General features: G+C 64.8%; 20 protein-coding genes and 1 tRNA gene. 17 read left to right on the top strand and 4 right to left on the bottom strand.

The window, feature by feature from the left end:
- The first annotated feature begins 271 nt into the window (after window positions 1–271).
- Window positions 272–347: transfer RNA gene (locus tag IC761_RS17760), tRNA-Lys, on the top strand.
- Window positions 348–463: 116 nt separating this feature from the next.
- Window positions 464–748: a hypothetical protein gene (locus tag IC761_RS17755; protein ID WP_195804466.1), complete on the top strand. Its 285-nt coding sequence runs from the start codon at window positions 464–466 to the stop codon at window positions 746–748.
- Between the two features lie 70 nt (window positions 749–818).
- On the opposite strand, the gene IC761_RS17750 is transcribed toward IC761_RS17755, so the two are convergent.
- Window positions 819–1,487, bottom strand: a complete 669-nt coding sequence (locus IC761_RS17750; RefSeq protein WP_195804465.1) for a hypothetical protein — start codon at window positions 1,485–1,487, stop codon at window positions 819–821.
- A gap of 254 nt (window positions 1,488–1,741) precedes the next feature.
- On the opposite strand from IC761_RS17750, the gene IC761_RS17745 reads away from it, so the two are divergent.
- The 4 genes from IC761_RS17745 (at window position 1,742) to IC761_RS17730 (ending at window position 3,200) form a co-directional block, all read left to right on the top strand.
- Window positions 1,742–1,912: a hypothetical protein gene (locus tag IC761_RS17745; RefSeq protein ID WP_195804464.1), complete on the top strand. Its 171-nt coding sequence runs from the start codon at window positions 1,742–1,744 to the stop codon at window positions 1,910–1,912.
- Window positions 1,913–1,950: 38 nt separating this feature from the next.
- On the top strand, window positions 1,951–2,106 hold the full coding sequence (locus tag IC761_RS17740; protein WP_195804463.1) for a hypothetical protein: 156 nt from the start codon (window positions 1,951–1,953) through the stop codon (window positions 2,104–2,106).
- A 448-nt stretch (window positions 2,107–2,554) separates the two neighbouring features.
- Window positions 2,555–2,797, top strand: a complete 243-nt coding sequence (locus IC761_RS17735; RefSeq protein ID WP_195804462.1) for a hypothetical protein — start codon at window positions 2,555–2,557, stop codon at window positions 2,795–2,797.
- A gap of 139 nt (window positions 2,798–2,936) precedes the next feature.
- Window positions 2,937–3,200 (top strand): hypothetical protein, encoded by a 264-nt coding sequence (locus IC761_RS17730; protein WP_438265140.1) that lies wholly within the window; start codon window positions 2,937–2,939, stop codon window positions 3,198–3,200.
- Window positions 3,201–3,682: 482 nt separating this feature from the next.
- Here IC761_RS17730 and IC761_RS17725 read toward each other — a convergent pair whose 3' ends face one another.
- Window positions 3,683–4,606, bottom strand: a complete 924-nt coding sequence (locus IC761_RS17725; RefSeq protein WP_195804460.1) for a LysR family transcriptional regulator — start codon at window positions 4,604–4,606, stop codon at window positions 3,683–3,685.
- A gap of 107 nt (window positions 4,607–4,713) precedes the next feature.
- Here IC761_RS17725 and IC761_RS17720 point away from each other — a divergent pair, with 107 nt between their 5' ends.
- The 11 genes from IC761_RS17720 to IC761_RS17670 all read left to right on the top strand — a co-directional run bounded on the left by IC761_RS17720 (window position 4,714) and on the right by IC761_RS17670 (window position 15,569).
- A complete protein-coding gene (locus IC761_RS17720; protein WP_195804459.1) occupies window positions 4,714–5,037 on the top strand; it encodes a Dabb family protein in 324 nt (107 codons plus the stop codon).
- Window positions 5,034–6,113, top strand: a complete 1,080-nt coding sequence (locus IC761_RS17715) for a maleylacetate reductase (protein ID WP_195804458.1) — start codon at window positions 5,034–5,036, stop codon at window positions 6,111–6,113. Before IC761_RS17720 ends, IC761_RS17715 begins: the two co-directional genes overlap by 4 nt.
- A gap of 5 nt (window positions 6,114–6,118) precedes the next feature.
- Complete coding sequence (locus tag IC761_RS17710) at window positions 6,119–7,483, top strand: amidohydrolase family protein (protein WP_195804457.1); 1,365 nt, start codon at window positions 6,119–6,121, stop codon at window positions 7,481–7,483.
- 19 nt (window positions 7,484–7,502) lie between these two features.
- Window positions 7,503–8,420: an NAD(P)-dependent oxidoreductase gene (locus tag IC761_RS17705; RefSeq protein ID WP_195804456.1), complete on the top strand. Its 918-nt coding sequence runs from the start codon at window positions 7,503–7,505 to the stop codon at window positions 8,418–8,420.
- A gap of 15 nt (window positions 8,421–8,435) precedes the next feature.
- The gene (locus IC761_RS17700; RefSeq protein ID WP_195804455.1) at window positions 8,436–9,320 is read left to right on the top strand and encodes an intradiol ring-cleavage dioxygenase; all 885 of its coding nucleotides are present in this window, start codon (window positions 8,436–8,438) and stop codon (window positions 9,318–9,320) included.
- Window positions 9,321–9,383: 63 nt separating this feature from the next.
- Complete coding sequence (locus IC761_RS17695; RefSeq protein ID WP_195804454.1) at window positions 9,384–10,775, top strand: FAD-linked oxidase C-terminal domain-containing protein; 1,392 nt, start codon at window positions 9,384–9,386, stop codon at window positions 10,773–10,775.
- On the top strand, window positions 10,772–12,277 hold the full coding sequence (locus tag IC761_RS17690; RefSeq protein WP_195804453.1) for a sugar ABC transporter ATP-binding protein: 1,506 nt from the start codon (window positions 10,772–10,774) through the stop codon (window positions 12,275–12,277). Before IC761_RS17695 ends, IC761_RS17690 begins: the two co-directional genes overlap by 4 nt.
- On the top strand, window positions 12,270–13,220 hold the full coding sequence (locus tag IC761_RS17685) for an ABC transporter permease (protein ID WP_195804452.1): 951 nt from the start codon (window positions 12,270–12,272) through the stop codon (window positions 13,218–13,220). The genes IC761_RS17690 and IC761_RS17685 overlap by 8 nt, the downstream gene beginning before the upstream one ends.
- Window positions 13,217–14,194 (top strand): ABC transporter permease, encoded by a 978-nt coding sequence (locus IC761_RS17680; RefSeq protein ID WP_195804451.1) that lies wholly within the window; start codon window positions 13,217–13,219, stop codon window positions 14,192–14,194. The genes IC761_RS17685 and IC761_RS17680 overlap by 4 nt, the downstream gene beginning before the upstream one ends.
- Window positions 14,195–14,239: 45 nt before the next feature.
- A complete protein-coding gene (locus tag IC761_RS17675) occupies window positions 14,240–15,214 on the top strand; it encodes a sugar ABC transporter substrate-binding protein (RefSeq protein ID WP_195804450.1) in 975 nt (324 codons plus the stop codon).
- Between the two features lie 67 nt (window positions 15,215–15,281).
- Window positions 15,282–15,569, top strand: a complete 288-nt coding sequence (locus tag IC761_RS17670) for a YciI family protein (protein ID WP_195804449.1) — start codon at window positions 15,282–15,284, stop codon at window positions 15,567–15,569.
- A 204-nt stretch (window positions 15,570–15,773) separates the two neighbouring features.
- Here IC761_RS17670 and IC761_RS17665 read toward each other — a convergent pair whose 3' ends face one another.
- Both IC761_RS17665 and IC761_RS17660 read right to left on the bottom strand, forming a co-directional pair.
- Entirely contained in the window at window positions 15,774–16,166 is a 393-nt protein-coding gene (locus tag IC761_RS17665; RefSeq protein WP_195804448.1) for an NUDIX hydrolase, read from the bottom strand.
- Window positions 16,167–16,316: 150 nt separating this feature from the next.
- A complete protein-coding gene (locus IC761_RS17660; protein WP_195804447.1) occupies window positions 16,317–17,426 on the bottom strand; it encodes an AI-2E family transporter in 1,110 nt (369 codons plus the stop codon).
- Window positions 17,427–17,482: the final 56 nt, after the last annotated feature.

The raw sequence follows: 17,482 nt of genomic DNA, 5'->3' as shown, positions 1-17,482 counted from the left end.
TTGTTCGGCGTGGATGACGGGCCGCCAATCCGGTTGAAAATCCCAGCCTAAGCAACGGAAGCGGCAAGAAAATCCCCGCTCCTGCCGCGGGTTTCGGCGGCCATCCCTGCTATTGACCTCAGCGCCCCATCCCCCTACACAGCGCGGGCCGACAGCATGATCCGGAAACAGCCGGTTTTCCTCGCGACGCGAATTAAAGCGGAGCGGCAAGACATGCTTCTCGAATGTCCGAACACGATGGCGATGTCTTTCAAGCCATCAGCGGCCATGGGAGCGCGTAGCTCAGCCGGTAGAGCACGTGACTTTTAATCACGGGGTCCTGGGTTCGAGCCCCAGCGCGCTCACCAAGCAACTTCAATCACGACGCGCAGTAGCAAGATCCGGCGCGCGCATCATCCGCTTCGCTGCATTGATGCCGCGATCGGCGCGATGTTATGCTCGCCGCAGAACCGGGAGCTTCTCGATGCGCAAAATCGCCGTCGCAATCATGCTTGCCCTGATCGCCGCCCCCGCGCTGGCGCAGGACCATGTTCCGCAATATGGCGAACAGCCCAAGGAGAAGACGGAGTCGCAGAAGGCGGACGACGCTCGGGCTGAGCGCGCCTATCAACGCTCCCTCAACAATGTTCCGGACCAGAAGCCGGTCGATCCGTGGGGAGCTGCACGCGGCGATAACGCGCCGAAGAAGTCGGCCACGCCGGCTGTGAAGCACTCGTCCAAGGCCAAGAGCGGCACGACTACCAACTAGCAAAAGATACGCGTCTACCGACGCAACGTCAGCGCACCCATCGTCCCAAGCGTTTCGCTCGCCGTGCCTTTCAGCTCTCCGGAACCGCAACCGTAGCCGGCGCAGTCAGCGGAGCTCCTCCAACCGAAACAGGCCCAACCGATTTCGGCTGCGGAGCCATCCTTTTGCGCATCGCTGCGGACAGTCCGTAGCGGGCATGCGCTCTTCGAATGGAGGACGTGAGATCCGACGTCATCGTATTTTGCAGCGAGTCGATCTTCGCGATGAGCGTGGATAGCTGCGAAGATACCTTCTTCACGTCGATCCGTTCGTCCGTGATGCTCTGGCGCAAAGAAAGCAGCACCATTGAATCCTGCTGCTGGATTGCTGCGCTTTGCTGCAACGAGTTATTGCTCTCCTGGAGCGCGGCCGTGTGTTGCTGCTGCGCCGCCTGAATGTCCTTCAGGGCAGCGACAACCGGATCCGGTTTTGGCGGGGACGCTTCCCGGTGCGGAAGCAGTTCAGCCAGACGGCTGAGATTCGGCGACGGAACATCGTACGGCGATGTATAGATGGCCGCCGCGCCGTTGATGGCCAAGGCACACACCGACAGGGCCAGGACCGACTTCCGGCTGGATCGCTTGATCGGTACAGGAGCCTCTGGGGTTTCGGGTTCAGGTGCTGCGGCTGCAAGCGCGAGCGCTGCGGGGTCGAGCTGTTCGACGGGGCCTTGCGCTTCCAAACTCGTGGTCATGTGCATTGACCTCAGGCAAAAGGAAGCCGTCGCCGGAACGTCCTCGCGACGCCTCCTCTACGCAGCACCCAACTCCAACTGCCTAAAATTGTGGGCTTTTTGGATTAATTCCACGTTAGCGGCTTGGTCGCCTGGCAGGCCCAGCCACCCCGGTCGAGTACGGTGTCTCTGCCGAACCGGGCAGCCTGCCGCGAAGCGCGACAAGGCCGCAGACAACGCCCATAAAAAGTGTAGGATTCAGGAAAACAGGGAGGAGCGGCATGTTTGAAATCAGCGGTTTCGACACGGCGGGCGTCGTCAACCTGAAGCGGCCGTCACTCGCCGCCGCTCTCAAGAAGGCCAGGGAGCTCGTCGAGGACGGCTGCTGGGACGTTCAGGTCGTTGACCCCGCGGGCCGCGTCTACACCTCGTTTGAGGAACAGGCCGCCTAGCCGCCCTGCCTTCAGCGCTCCTTCGGAAAGCAACTGGCGTGCAATCGCGTTATTGGCTCGCCATGTTGATCGGCACGACGATCGGCGGCTTTGTTCCCGCATTGTGGGGTGGCGAGCTGCTGTCCTACGCCGGAGTGCTGTTGAGCTGCGTCGGCGGAGTTGTCGGATTGTGGATCGCCGACCGGACCAGATAGAGCCTGGAAACCGAGCTAGCCGCCCCGGCCGACGTTGGACGAGGCGCTATTCAGCCACCGCGCGGTAGCTTCGTCACTCCACCCGGGCACCGCAAAGCGCGCCCGAGGGTCCACCTCCGCGCTGGGACGGTCCACCGCGGGATTGCGGGCATGGGAGCGGTGCACGGCAGCGGCGTTTGCGGATGTGCACAGGACGACCAGGAGACCTAGAGCCAAAGCAGCGCGCATCGCATCAGCTCCATTGAGCAACCGTTCGCTGTCATGTGATGTGCTGATCGCTTCGCAGCAATCTGTAACGGCTTCACAGCTGCGAGATGGAAGCGCGAAAGCAACGTTGCTGCGGTGCATTCAGCCCGCCTCGCCCTCCCGCGCGCCATGCCGTTGCTAGTCAGCCCGTTTGGGAGCACGCTCTCTTCCAGGCGCGAAGACGCCGCACGGGGAGAGACACATGAAGGAACCGGGCCTGGATGGCCGCCACCGGGACAAGGATGGCGGGATTAGCAAGAAACACGGCAACACGCTGGTCAGCACGTTGCGCAAGATCTACGGCAAGGGTTTTGCGGCCGGCTATCCGGACACGACCCAACTGAGTGAGGTCTTGCATCAGCTCAATGAGACCTCGCTCAGCCAGTTGCGGCGCGATCACGAGACCGGCCACCTCGGACACAAGATTAGCCACGTTTCGAAGTGACGGATGGCGAGAGGCCGGGCGCGCTGCGCTCCAGCGGTCCGGGTTGTGACAGACGTCACATTCGACTGTCGCGGATTTGGACCGGCCTCCGCCGCATGGCGCCACTTCCCGTTTGAGTGCCACGAACCTGAGCGATAGGATGAGCCTTTTTACGGAGGCTCGTTTGAAACAGCTCATTTTCTTCGTCGCCGCGATTGCGCTCCTTGCCGCTCCTGCACGGTCGCAGGCACTGGTCGATCCCGACAAGGTTGCACCCGAATATCGCGAGGCTGCGGAAAAGCGCCGGGCCGAACAGATCCGTCAGCGCGAATGCGGCCTGAAGGCGGATCTCGATAAGGTGCTGCCCAGAGATCGCACGGCCTACCTCAATCACTGCCTCGACGCGCTGGCTGCCAAGCAATAGCGGCCAGGCCGTTTAGACGATTTAGACGAAATGAGCCTGCCGCCCATCGCGGCGGGCTCCGAGGCTTTTCGCCTCCATTGCGGGCCGAGCCGCAAGACGTGCGACCAGATCACCAGCCGTCTTTAATGTTTCTTCAGACATTTGGGCCCAGCCTGACATCATATTTCCCATTGTCATTGTTGCCGGCGATGAGCTTCGTCCAGATCCAGTGCACGCGCTGCAAGGCCATGTTTCGCGATCGCGCGGGACGGTTGCAGGACGGCTATTCCCGGCAATGTCCCTGTTGCGAGGTCGTGCTGTTTTTCGCCGAGGACTCGCAGCACCCCTTCATCAAGCGCGCGATGCGCAACGCGCGGAAAGCCCGCAAGGAGCTGCGCGAGACCGAGGCGATCAGGATCACTGCTCCGCCGGAACCGCGCTCGGCTCCGCGGTCGCGGTCGTCCACCGGTCGGACGCGGGGGCAAGGCCGGTCCGAATAGCGATTACGACGTCGTCTCGATCCAGATCCCCGCATCCGAATGTGCGCGGATGTGATCGACCAGAAAATCGGAAAACACCCTGATCTTGGCCGGCAGCCGGACGCGGTTCTGGTAGGCCACGTTCATGGTGAGCAGCGGCAGCTCCCAATCCATCAGCACCGGCACGAGCTTGCCGGCCCCGATGTCGCCCTGCACGATGTAGAGCGGCTGGATCAGGATGCCGAGCCCCGCAAGCGCTGCACCGCGGATGACCTGGCCGTCATTGCTGTCCAGCGTCGGCGCGATGCGGACGGTTTGCACCGCATTGCCTTTCTGGAGCCGCAGCGAATAGGGATCGTTGGCGAGGTTGTAGATCAGCATGTCGTGGCGCGCGAGATCGGCGGGATGCTCGGGAATGCCGTGTGCGGCGAGATAGGACGGTGCTGCCGCCAGCACGCGGCGCATCTGTCCGATGCGGCGGATGATGATGTTGGAATCCGGCTCCTGCTCCCGTGTGCGGATCGCAACGTCGATGCCCGCCTCGATGAAATCGGGATAGCGGTTGGCGGCGATGATCTGCACGTCGAGCTTCGGGTAGAGCTTGCGAAACGCCGGCAGCATCGGTGCCATGTAGATCATCGCAAACGACAGCGAGCTCGTGACGCGCAGCATGCCCTTGGGCGATAGCGCGCGGTCAGAGACGGCGTCCTCGGCCTCCGCAAGCTCGTTCAGCAACGTGCTGCATCGCTGTAGCAGCTCCTGCCCCGCCTCGGTCAGCCATTGCCGGCGCGTGTTGCGCTCGATCAGCCGGACTGCAAGCCGCTCCTCCAGCGCGCTCAGGTGCCGGCTCGCCGCGGCATTCGACATCCGCAGGATCTCGGCGGCCTTGGAGAGGCTGCCGAGCTCGGCCGTCCTGGAAAACACCTCGAGCTGGAGAAGCCGGTCCATTCTTCCTCATATCGGAAAAGAGACTTGCGATTTTTGGCCTTTATTTCCGATTTCTGCAAGGCAAAATGCGCCCAACAAGCAAGATGACAGGCGAGGAATTCCGGGAAATGTCGGGCCCAATCAAGCACATCGTGATGTGGCGGCTGCGCGGTGAGACCCAGGCGGAGCGCCTGGCTGCCCGAACCAAGGTCAAGACCCTGTTCGAGGGCCTCAAGGGCCGGATCGACGGCCTCACCCATATCGAGGTCGGCGCCGACATCAGCGATGTCGACTATGCCTGCGACGTGGTCCTCGTCTCCGAATTTACCGACAGCGCGGCCCTCAAAGCTTACGCCACCCATCCGGAACATCTGCGGGTGCGCGAGCAGCTTGGCGACTTGCGGATCGGCCGCTTCCAGGTCGATTATCCCATCAAAGAGACCGGCGCATGATCGGTTCGTTCACCTTTGAAAATCTGCCCTGCCGCGTCGTGTTCGGCAGCGGGACGTTGGCTGCAGCCAAGGCGGAGATCGAGCGGCTCGGCGGCAAGCGCGCACTGGTGCTGACAACGCCGCAGCAGGAGGCGCAAGGCACGAAGCTCGGCGCCGCGCTGGGCCCGCTCTATGCCGGCATTTTTGCGGGCGCCACCATGCACACGCCGGTCGACGTCACCGAGCGGGCGATCGCGGCGATGAAGGCTTGCGATGCCGATTGCGTGGTCGCGCTCGGCGGCGGATCGACCACCGGATTGGGCAAGGCACTGGCCTTGCGCACCGGCGTCAACCAGCTCTGCATCCCCACCACCTATTCCGGCTCGGAGATGACGCCGATCCTCGGCCAGACCGAGAACGGCCTGAAGACCACGGTGCGCGATGTGGCCGTGCTGCCCGAGACCGTGATCTACGACGTCGACCTGACCATGACGTTACCGGTCGGCCTCACCGCGACCTCCGGCATCAACGCCATCGCCCACGCGGTCGAAGCGCTCTACGCGCGCGACACCAATCCCGTCACCTCGCTGATGGCCGAAGAAGGCATCCGCGCGCTCGCCCGTGCCCTACCCGCGATTGCGGCGAAGCCCGATGATCGCGCCGCCCGCAGCGATGCACTTTACGGCGCCTGGCTGTGCGGCGTGTGCCTCGGCACCGTCGGTATGGCGCTGCATCACAAGCTCTGCCACACGCTCGGCGGCACCTTTGACCTGCCGCACGCCGAGACCCACACCATCGTGCTGCCGCATGCGCTCGCCTACAACGCGCCCGCGGTGCCCGAGGCGATGGCGCGGATCGCGCGCGCGATCGACGCGGCCGATGCGGCGCAGGGACTGTACGATCTCGCCAGACGGTTGAACGCAAAGCTGGCGCTGCGCGACATCGGCATGCCCGAGAGCGGCATCGACAAGGCGGCCGATCTCGCCGTGACCAATGCCTATTGGAATCCGCGGCCGCTCGAGCGCAACGCCATCCGCGACCTGATCGCGCGCGCCTGGGCCGGCGAACCGCCGGTCGCAACCAAAGCGGCGGCGTGAACGACATGCGGCGCACTCTCATCCAATCGGCAACGATCATCAGCATGGACAATCGCATCGGCGATCTCCGTGTCGGCGACGTGCTGATCGAGAGCGGGCGGATCGCCGACGTTCGTCCCGGCATTGACGCCACTGATGCCGAGATCGTCGACGGAAGCGGACGCATCGTCATCCCCGGGCTCATCAACGCGCATATGCACACCTGGCAGACGGGCTTGCGCGGCTTCGCCGCGAACTGGACCCTGCTCGAATATTTCCGCCGGATGCATGCGGGGCTCGCGACCCTGTTCGCGCCCGACGACATCTATGTCGCCACCCTCGTCGGCGCGCTGAACCAGATCAATTGCGGTGCCACCACGCTGGTCGACTGGTGCCACAACAATCCGACGCCGGCTCACTCTGATGCGGCTGTGCGCGGCCTGATCGAGAGCGGCATCCGCGCCGCCTTCTTCCATGGCTCGCCGAAGCCGGAGCCGAAACCGGGCGAGCCCCATTTCTCTGAGGTGCCGCATCCGCGCCGCGAGGTCGAGCGGTTGCTGGCCGGCGCCCTCGCCGACCGCAATGGCCTGGTCACGCTCGGGCTTGCCATTCTCGGCCCGCATTATTCGACACTCGACGTGTCCCTGCATGATTTCCAGATGGCGCGTGAGCTCGGCCTGATCGCCTCGATGCATCAGGGCGGCGGCCCGGCGAAGACGCTTGGCGGCTGGGAGAAGCTGATCGAGGCCGATCTCGTCGGTCCTCACGTCAATATCGTCCATGGCAACGATCTGCCCGACGATCTCCTGCACAAGCTGATCGATCTCGGCGTCACCTTCTCGGTGACGCCGGAGAACGAAATGATCCAGGGCCACGGCTTTCCGATCACCGGACGGCTGCTCAAGCGCGGTGTTCGTCCCACCATCGGCATCGACCTGGAATCCGTGCTGCCCGGCGACCTCTTTTCGGCGGCACGCGTCGCGCTGTCGATGCAGCGGGCACTCGACAATGCCGAGATGCGCAAGACCGCGGGCACCATTCCAGCGACGACCACCATCCCCGCGCGCGAGGCGCTGCGCTGGATCACCACCGAAGGCGCGCGCATGCTTGGCCGCGAAGGCCAGATCGGCTCGCTGACGCCGGGGAAACTCGCCGATCTCGTCGTCATCAATGCCGACGATCTCAATCTGTTTCCGGTCCACGATCCCGTCGCCACCGTGGTGATGCAGACGAGCCTTGCCAATATCGAGTCGGTGATGATCGGAGGCCGCTGGAAGAAGCGGAACGGGAAGTTGTTGGTGGACGGGCTCGACCAGAAGAAAGAGCTGCTCGCGCAATCCGGCCAGCGGCTGGTGCGGGACATCGAACGACAAGGGCACGCCGCGAGATAGCGGCCAACGGACAACAACAATGACTGACACGACAAAAAACGTCGCCTTCATCGGGATCGGCAAGATGGGACTGCCGATGTCACAGCTCGTCGCCAAGGCCGGTTATACCGTCAGCGCCTTCGACCAGAGCGCGGCGCGGCTCAACGAGGCGCGCGAGCAAGGGATTGCCGTTGCAAGCTCGCCCGCCGACGCCGTCAGCGGTCGCCCCTTGATCATCACATCGCTTCCCGACGACACCGCCTTGCGCGCCGTCATGCTCGGGCCGACGGGCCTGATCGGCGTGATGGCGCCGAAGGCTATTCTGATCGAAACCAGCACGGTCAGCGCCGAAGCCTCCGCTGAAGTCGACGCAGCGGCACAGGCGCGCGGCATCGCCTATCTGCGCGCGCCGGTCTCGGGCAATGCCAGCATCGTCCATACCGGCGCGCTGAGCTGCTTCGTCTCGGGGCCCGTGGACGCCTTCGAAACCGCAAAACCGCTGTTTGCGAGCTTCACCCGAGCACAGACCTATCTCGGCGCGGGCGAGGAAGCACGCTACGCAAAGCTCGCGGTCAATCTCATGATCGCCGTCTCGGCTGCGATGATGGCCGAGAGCCTGGCGCTGGCGCGCAAGGGCGGCATCGGCTGGCAGGACATCCTGAATGTGCTGGACGAGAGCGCGGTCGCCTCCCCCATGGTGAAGTACAAGACGGCGCCGCTTCGAGCCCGCGACTTCGTCTCGAGCTTCTCCTGCAAGCAGATGGCCAAGGATCTCGACCTCATCCTCGGCGCCGGACATGCCGTCGGCGTGCCGCTCCAGCTCGCAGCCCAGGTGCGTGAGACCTACGGCTCGCTGGTCGCGCAAGGCGACGGCGAGACCGACTTCATCGCGACCGTCAAGCATCTCGAACGCCTGTCCGGCCTTGACGAGCCGAAACTTGGCGAGCCCAAACTCTGATCGACGGAGGAGAATTTGCGTAATTTCAGCGAGACCAACATCACCGACGCCGTGCTCGAACGCATCGCGGGCGCAACCGATCCGCGTATCAAAGAGGTCAGCGAAGCGCTGGTGCGTCATCTCCACGCCTTCGTGCGCGAGGTGCGTCCGACCCAGAAGGAATGGGAATACGGCATCGACTTCCTGACCCGGACCGGTCACATGTGCGACGACAAGCGCCAGGAGTTCATCCTGCTCTCGGACACGCTCGGCGTCTCCATGCTGGTCGACGCCATCAACCATCCGGTGCCGGAAGGTGCGACCGAGACCACCGTGCTTGGCCCGTTCTTCGTCCAGGCCGCGCCCGAGAAAGAGAACGGCGACGACATCTCGGGCGCCATGGAAGGCGATCCCATGATCGTCACCGGCTCGGTCTCGACCGTCGACGGCAGGCCGCTCGCGGGCGCAATGGTCGACGTCTGGCATTCGGACAATGACGGCTATTACGACGTGCAGCAGCTCGACGAGATCGGCGATCTCGCGATGCGCGCCCGCTTCCACACCGACGCCAACGGCCGCTTCCATTTCTGGTCGATCAGGCCCGCCGCCTACCCGATCCCGCATGACGGCCCGGTCGGCGACATGCTGGAAGCGCAGGGACGCCATCCCTGGCGGCCCGCGCATGTGCACTTCATGATCTCGGCGCTAGGCTTCGAGCAGCTGGTGACGCATGTGTTCGTGGCCGGCGACAAATATCTCGACTCCGACGTGGTGTTCGGCGTCAAGGACAGCCTGATCCACGATTTCGTGCGCCGCCCGGCCGGCCGTGCGCCGGATGGTCGCATGGTGGACGCCGCCTACTATCACCTCAATTACGATTTCGGCCTGAAGCAGGCTGCAAGCAACGCGCGGGCGGCGTAAGCCGGACGTCGAATTGACGGACCGACAACAGTCCGCGACGAGGATGGACGACGGGGAGAGACGATGGGACCGCGGGTGAATAGTGCCGCATTGGCTGAGCGCCTCGAGAGCGTGATCGGTCCGCGCGCGACCATCGCGCGCGGCGTGCTCGATCAGCATGGCCAGAGCGAATCCTATTATCGCGCCCTGCCGCCGGACATCGTCGTCTATCCGGAGACGACCCAGGAGGTCGTCGAGATCGTCAAGCTCTGCGCCGGTGCGAACATGCCGATCGTGCCGTTCGGCGCCGGCACCTCGCTCGAGGGCAATGCGTCGGCGGTTGCGGGCGGCGTCTGCATCGACTTCGCGCGCATGAACAAGGTGCTGACCGTGCACGACAGCGACATGAACGTCGTGGTTCAGCCCGGCATCACCCGCAAGCAGCTCAATGCCGAGCTGCGCGGCACCGGACTCTTCTTTCCGATCGATCCCGGCGCGAACGCCTCGATCGGCGGCATGACGTCCACCCGTGCCTCCGGCACCATGGCGGTGCGCTACGGCACCATGAAGGACAATGTCATGGCGCTGGAGGTGGTGCTGGCCGACGGTCGCGTGATCCGCACCGCCAGGCGCGCCCGCAAATCCGCAGCCGGCTACGACCTCACGCGGCTGTTCGTTGGTGCGGAAGGTACACTCGGCGTCATCACCGAGGTGGCGCTAAAACTGCATCCGCTGCCGCAGGCGATCTCGGCCGCGGTGTGCAGCTTCGACACCCTGCACAACGCCGTCGATACCGCGATAAGCATCATCCAGGCCGCTATCCCGGTGGCCCGCGTCGAGCTGCTCGACGACGTCATGATGCGCGGCATCAATGCCTACGCCAAGCTCGGCTATCGCGAGGCGCCGACGCTCTTCTTCGAATTTCATGGCTCGGAGAGCGCCGTTGCCGAGCAGGCCGAGCTCGCAGAGACAATCGCCGCCGAGCATGGCGGCCGCGGCTTCGCATGGGCCAAGGCGCCGGAGGACCGCAGCCGGCTCTGGCACGCGCGCGACAACACGCTCTATGCTGGTCTCGGCCTGCGCCCCGGCGCGCGCGCCGTCATCACCGATGTCTGCGTGCCGATCTCGCGGCTCGCCGAATGCCTGACCGAGACGCGCCGCGACGCCGACGAGCACGGCTTCACCGCGCCCATCGTCGGCCATGTCGGCGACGGCAATTTCCACATGTTGATCCTGGTCGATCCCGCAAGGCTAGAGGAGATCGACGGCGCCAAGGCGCTTCAGGCCCGCATGGTCGCCCGCGCCATCGCGATGGACGGCACCTGCACCGGCGAGCACGGCATCGGGCTCGGCAAGATCGATTATCTCACCGACGAGCTCGGCGACGCCGTCGACGTGATGCGGTCGATCAAGACCGCGCTCGATCCGCACGGCTTGATGAATCCCGGCAAGATCTTTGCGGGAGCGCAGAAATGAGCGACACCGCAGCAACACCGCTGCTCGAGCTGCGCGGCATCAGCAAGGAGTTTCCGGGCGTCAAGGCGCTGGACGACGTGTCCTTTGCGCTCTACGCGAGCGAAGTCCACATGCTGCTGGGGGAGAACGGCGCGGGCAAGTCGAGCCTGATGAAGGTGCTCTGCGGCGCCTACAAGGCCGACGCCGGCGAATTCTTCTTTGAGGGCAAGAAGGTCACGATCGCCTCGAGCGCGGACGCGCAGAAGCTCGGCATTGCCGTGATCTTCCAGGAGTTCTCGCTCGTCCCCTATCTCGACATCGCCCAGAACATCTTCCTGGGACGCGAGCCCAAGGGGCGCATCCCTGGAAGCATCGACCGCCGCAAGATCCTGGCCGACGCAAAACGCCTGCTCGACATGATCGGCTTCGATATCGATCCCTCCGTCACAGTCAACTCGCTCGGCGTCGCCCAGCAGCAGATGGTCGAGATCGCGAAAGCCATCAGCCAGAACGCGCGCATCCTGGTCATGGACGAGCCGACCGCCGCGCTCTCCGACCGCGAGACCGAGCTCCTGTTCGCGCTGATCGCGAAGCTGAAGGCCGACGGCGTCTCGATCGTCTACATCTCGCACCGCATGGCCGAGGTGTTTTCGCTCGGCGACCGCATCACGGTGCTGCGCGACGGCCGCCGCATCGACGGGGTTCGCCCCGCCGACGTCACGCCCGACCAGCTCGTCCGCATGATGGTCGGCCGCAATGTCGACATGAGCTATCCGCGCAATTTTGCCGACAAGCCCGGCGACGTGCTGCTTCAGGTCAAGGGCCTGACCTCGTCGACCGGCATCTCCGACATCAACATCGAGGTGCGCCGCGGCGAGATCGTCGGCCTCTGCGGCCTGGTTGGCTCGGGCCGTACCGAGGTGGCGCGCGCCATCTTCGGCGCCGATCCCGTGATCTCCGGCGAGATCGTCTTCGACGGCAAGGCGATCTCCGGCGAGCCCGACGTCGCCTCCCGGCGCGGCATCGCGCTGATCCCGGAAAGCCGCAAGAGCGAAGGCCTCGCCCTGCTGCGTTCGGTCGGCGACAATCTCGTGGTCTCGGCGCTGCGAAAACTGTTTCCGAGCGGGCTGTTCGATCCGCGCAGCGGCCAGCGCACCGCCGACGGCCTGATCCGGCAGCTCCGCATCGCGACCCCGAGCGCGCGTCAGACCGTCGGCCTGTTGTCCGGCGGCAACCAGCAGAAAGTCGTGATCGGCAAATGGCTGGCGGCCGGCGCAAAGCTCTTCATCTTCGATGAGCCGACGCGCGGCATCGACGTCGGCGCCAAGTCCGAGATCTTTGCACTGATCGACCGGCTGGTCGCTGAAGGCGCGGCGGCGCTCATGATCTCGTCCGAGCAGGTCGAGATCTGCCATGTCTGCGACCGCGCCTATGTCATGCGCGAGGGCCGCGTCGCCGGGCACCTCGCGCGCAACGAGTTGACCGAGGAGAACATCGTGCGATTGGGGATGCATCATGCGTGAGGCCGCGGTCGTTTCACAACCCAATCCGCTCCAGCGCATCCCCGGCGTCGCCATCGTGCTGGGCGCGCTGATCGTGCTGTTCGGCGCGATCGCGCCGGGCTTCCTCTCGCCGGCCAATCTGTCCAACGTGCTGGTGCAGTCGACCATCCTGACCATGCTGGCGTTGCCGATGACGCTGATCATCATGACGGAAGGTCTCGACCTCTCGATGGGCGCGGTGCTGACACTGACCTCGCTCTGCGTCGCCATTGTCTCGCTCGCGACCAAATCGATGCTGCTCGGGCTCGGCGCCGGCGTGCTGGTCGGCGCGGCCTTCGGCACAGTCAACGGCTGGCTGGTCGCCATCCTCGGTATCCCGCCGTTCGTGGCAACCCTCGGCACGCTCGGCATGGCGCAGGGCCTGTCGCTGATCGTCTCGGACGGCCAGAGCGTCGTCGGCATTCCCCACAGCGTGCGGGACATCTATTCGGCGACGCTTCTCGGCATCCCCGTGCCGATCGTGATGGCGCTCGTCACCTACGCCGCGTTTCACGGCCTGCTTTATCACACCCGCTTCGGCAGCTACGTGTTCGCGCTCGGCGGCAATCGCGAGGCGCTCAGGTTCGCCGGCCTTTCGCCGAACAAGCTCCTGATCGCGGTCTATGCGCTCGGCGGCACCATGGCCGGCGTCGCCGGCCTGCTGATGACCGCCCGGATGAATTCGGGACATCCCACCGCCGGCCTCGGGCTCGAATTCGACGCCATCGCCGCGGTTGCGGTTGGCGGCACCTCGTTCGAGCGCGGCAATGGCTGGCTGCTCGGCACCCTGCTCGGTGTCCTTTCCGTCGGCGTGCTGCGCAACGGGCTGAACCTGATCTCGCTGCCCTCGTCAGTGCAGGTCGCAAGCGTCGGTGTCCTCGTCATCGTCGCCCTCTTCCTCGACGGCCTGCGGAGCCGCGCATGACCGACATCGCCAAGGAGGTCCTGTCGCCGCCCCGCTCGTTCCTGTCGCAGGACGCGATCCAGCTGTTCTATCGCCTGCTCGCCGTATTCCTGATCTGCGCCGTGCTGGCGGTGCTGAACGATTCCTTCCTCAGCCTCGGCAACATCCTCAATGTGCTGCGGCAGGCGAGCCTGACCTTCTTCATCGCCTCGGGCCTGACGCTGGTGGTGCTCACCGCCGGCCTCGATCTCTCCGTCGGCGCCAATGTCGCGCTGTCGGCCTGTGTCGCCGGCACCGTGATCCACACCACCGGCTCGCCTGTGCTCGGTATCCTCACCGGCCTTGCCTGCGGCGGCCTGGTCGGGCTCCTCAACGGCGTGATGGTCACCGCGCTGCGCATCCCCTCCTTCATCGCCACCTATGGCATGCTCTGGGTATTGAACGGCCTCACCTACTGGTACATGGCCGGCGAGACGCTGCACGGCTTCCCGGCGGGATTCCGCCAGATCGGCAGCGGCTATCTGTTCGGCCTGCCGATCCCGGTCTATCTGCTGCTGGTGTTTCTGGGCATCGGGACGCTGTTTGCCCAGCGCACGATCTGGGGCCAGGAGATCTATGCGATCGGCGCCAATCCGGTCGCCGCCCGCCTCTCCGGTATTCCCGTCACCCGGCGCCTGCTGCTGGTCTACGCGGTGTCCGGCACCATGGCGGGGCTTGCCTCGATCATCTTCCTGTCACGGTTGAATTCAGCGGAAGCCGACATCGGCGAAAGCCTGACGCTGCCGGCGATCGCGGCCGTGCTGATCGGCGGCACCTCGCTGTTCGGCGGCGTCGGCACCGTGTTCGGCACCTTCATCGGCGCGCTGATCCTGACGCTGGTCCTGAACGGCATGAACCTGTTGTCGGTCAGCGCCAATTGGCAGCCGCTCGTCACCGGCATCATCGTCATTCTCGCGGTCTGGCTCGACATGAAGACCCGGCGCCGGACGCACTGAGTTTTCGAAAGCAATCCAACAAGCAAAATGAGGGATGGAGACGACATGAAACAGAAGCTGGGCTATTTCGCACTGCCGCTGGTGATGGCGGCGGCGTTCACCACGCAGGCTCGTGCGGACGGCGAGACCATCGCCGTCTTCACCAAGAACCAGACCAACCCGTTCTTCCAGACGGTTCGGGTCGGCGCCGACAACATGGCGAAGACGCTGAACGCCAAGACGCTTCAATACATCCCGACCAAGCCGGACTCGATCCCCGAGCAGCTCAGCCAGATCGAGGACGTCGTGGTGAAGAAGCCGAGCGCGATCGTGTTCACGCCGGTCGACTACAAGGCGATGGTGCCGGGGGTCGAGAAGATCAACGACGCCAAAATCCCCGTCGTCAACATCACCGACCGCTCCGCCGGCGGCAAATTCCTCTCCTTCATCGGTGCGGATGATTACAGCCTCGGGCTCGAGACCGCGCGCTTCCTGCTCAAGACCCTGGGCGGCAAGGGCAACATCGTCATCATCGAGGGCGTCAAGGGCTCGCTCACCAATGTCGACCGCGTTCGCGGCTTCAACGACGCGCTGAAGGAGAATCCGGGCGCCAAGCTCCTGGCCTCGCAGCCCGGCAATTACCAGCGGCTCCAGGCGCTCCAGGTGATGGAGAATTTGATGCAGTCGAATTCGCAGATCGACGGCGTGCTCGCCGCCAACGACGCCATGGCGGTCGGCGCGATCGAGGCGCTCGACGGCGCCAATCGCAAGGCCCAGGTGATCGGCATCAACGGCACCAAGGAAGCGATCGACGCCATCAAGTCCGGCAAGCTGCTCGCGAGCGGCGACTACAACGGCTTCTACCAGGGCTGCCTCGGCACCATGATGGCGATCCGGGCCCTGCGCGAGCAGCCGGTCATCGCCGAGATCGTGCTGAAGCCGACCGTCATCACCAAGGACAATTACCAGCCCTTCGATCAGCCGCTCGAGCAGCGCGTCTGCCCGACCTTCGAAGAGGCCAGCAAGCTCAGCGCCAAATAGACCCTGCCGATCAACGGCTAGCACGGACGGCCGCAGCCGTGCGGCCGTCCCAAGAAACGGAGACATCATGCTGTTTGCAATCCATGCCCTCGATCGCGCCGGCGCGCTGCCGACGCGGCTGGCCAATTACGACGCTCACAAGGCGTTCCTCGGCGACACCTCGCGCTTCGGCATCAAGATCGTGATGTCGGGGCCGCTGGTGTCCGATGACGGCGAAGCGATGATCGGCAGCCTGTTCCTGATCGAGGCTCCCGGCCGCGCCGAGGTCGAGGCGTTCAATCGCGCCGATCCGTTCGCCGCGGCCGGCATCTGGGAGAAGGTCACGATCACGGGATTCCTGCGGCGGCAAGGCTGACGGCGGCAAGGCTGATCTGGCGCAACGCTGCGCTCGGCATGAAAAACCCCAGTGCGCGGAGGCACTGGGGCGTTTCAGGAAATATCAATTGGTAAGGCAATGACGCCTTCATAGCAGAGGAGTCCGAGATCGCTTGTGATCTCGCTCACATGCCCGCAATTGCGGGCAGCCGGACGATTTGTCACACCCGGGGGGTTGCGGAGCTCAGCTCCGCCGTGACTTCCTCGGAAACAGGCGATCGCGGATGTAGCGCGAGGTCGCGGTCAGGCGAATGCCGCGGGGCTTCTGCCAGGCGGCACGGTCGATCTCCTTCTTGTCGCCAATCGCGAGCCGGCCCTTGGCGCTCTTGGCGATGAAGATCGCGTCGCTCATCTTGCGGCCGGTACGCTTGTTCTTGGCGGTTACTTCCTTCCAGAGGCTGATCCGGCCGAGCTTCAGCTTCGGCAGCTCCTCCTTGATCTCGCGTCGCAGGCAGTCCTTGTCGGACTCGCGCGCACGCTTGCGGCCGCCCGGAAACATCCAGAGCCCGTCCACCCGACGTCTGACCAACAGAACCTTGCCGCGCCTTGCGGCGACCAGCTTGGAAGACTTCGCCATAATTGCCGTAGATCGAAACCAGAATCGCGCCATCGTAACTTGTCTACTCGGATAGACAAGTTCCACACCGTTTTCTGATACCGGCAGCGCCGGCGGTTATCCACACCAACCAGCTGATTTCATGCGGATGGCCGCTGATTTTACCAATGCTCAGGACGCAGCAGCGTCGGAACCCTTGCCGCTCACCGCCGCCGCCCCATCCTCGGTCCGGATCCATGCCGCCGCCATCTCCCACGCCACCGACAGGATGATCGGCCCGATGAACAGGCCGACGATGCCGTGCGCAAGCGTGCCGCCGATCACGCCGACGAAGATCACGATCGTCGGCGTCGTCAGGCCCCGCCCCATCACGAGCGGCTTCAGCATGGTGTCGATGAACCCGACCAGGACGAAGAACACCGTGAGCACCAGCGCCGTGGTGAGGTCCTTGGCGGTCCAGATCCAGATGATCACCGGCAGCAGCACCAGGAAGGCGCCGATCTGTACGATCGACAGCAACAGCACGATGAAGGCGAGCAGGCCCGCGCTCGGCACGGCGGCGAGCTTGAAACCGATGCCGGCCAGCAGCGCCTGCACGATTGCGACGCCGATCACGCCTTGCGCCACGGCGCGGATGGTGGCGCCGCCAAGCCCGAGGAAATGTTCGCTCTGCTCCGGCACGATGCGATAGAGGAAGCCGCGTCCGGCCGCGACCAGCCGCGGCCCGTGCGGAAACAGGAAGCCGGCGACGAACACCGAAACCAGGAACTGGAGCGTGCCGAGGCTGGCATCGCCCGCGAGCGACAGAAGCGGTCCCGCCAGCGGCTGGAGATAGGGCGCGACCTCGCGCAGCACCGCGCGGATGTTGGTGTAGGCCTGGTCCCAGAGGTCGAACAGCGTCGGGCCGATCACGGGCCAGGACTTGATCGATTCCGGCGCCGATTGAAGTGCGAGGTCGCCGGTGCCGAGCTGGTGCGCGAGCTCGCGCGCCCCGTCCACCGCGCTCAGGCCTAGCCAGGTCGCCGGGCCGAGCACGATGCCAAGCGTGATCAAAGTGAGGATCGCGGCGGCGGTCTTGGGCCGGTCGCCCAGGATCTTGGCGAGCCAGCTGAAGGCCGGATAGAACGCAACCGCGAGCACGGCGCTCCAGGCCAGGATCGGCACGAACGGCCGGACGATGTAGAGCGTCCAGAGGATCAGGAGCGCCAGCAGGCCGACACGGATCACGAGCTGGATGACGTCCTGGCCCGTCAGGAACTGACGCAGACTTTTCACAGGCACGGCTTTCCTTGCGGCATCAGCGCGGGTTCCGGCACTTGCGCGGCCCAGCGTTATTG

It is taken from the genome of Bradyrhizobium commune (assembly GCF_015624505.1).
Taxonomy (GTDB): Bacteria; Pseudomonadota; Alphaproteobacteria; order Rhizobiales; family Xanthobacteraceae; genus Bradyrhizobium; species Bradyrhizobium commune.
Note: the sequence above shows the minus strand (reverse complement) of the source record. Positions and strands in the feature narration are given on the sequence as shown.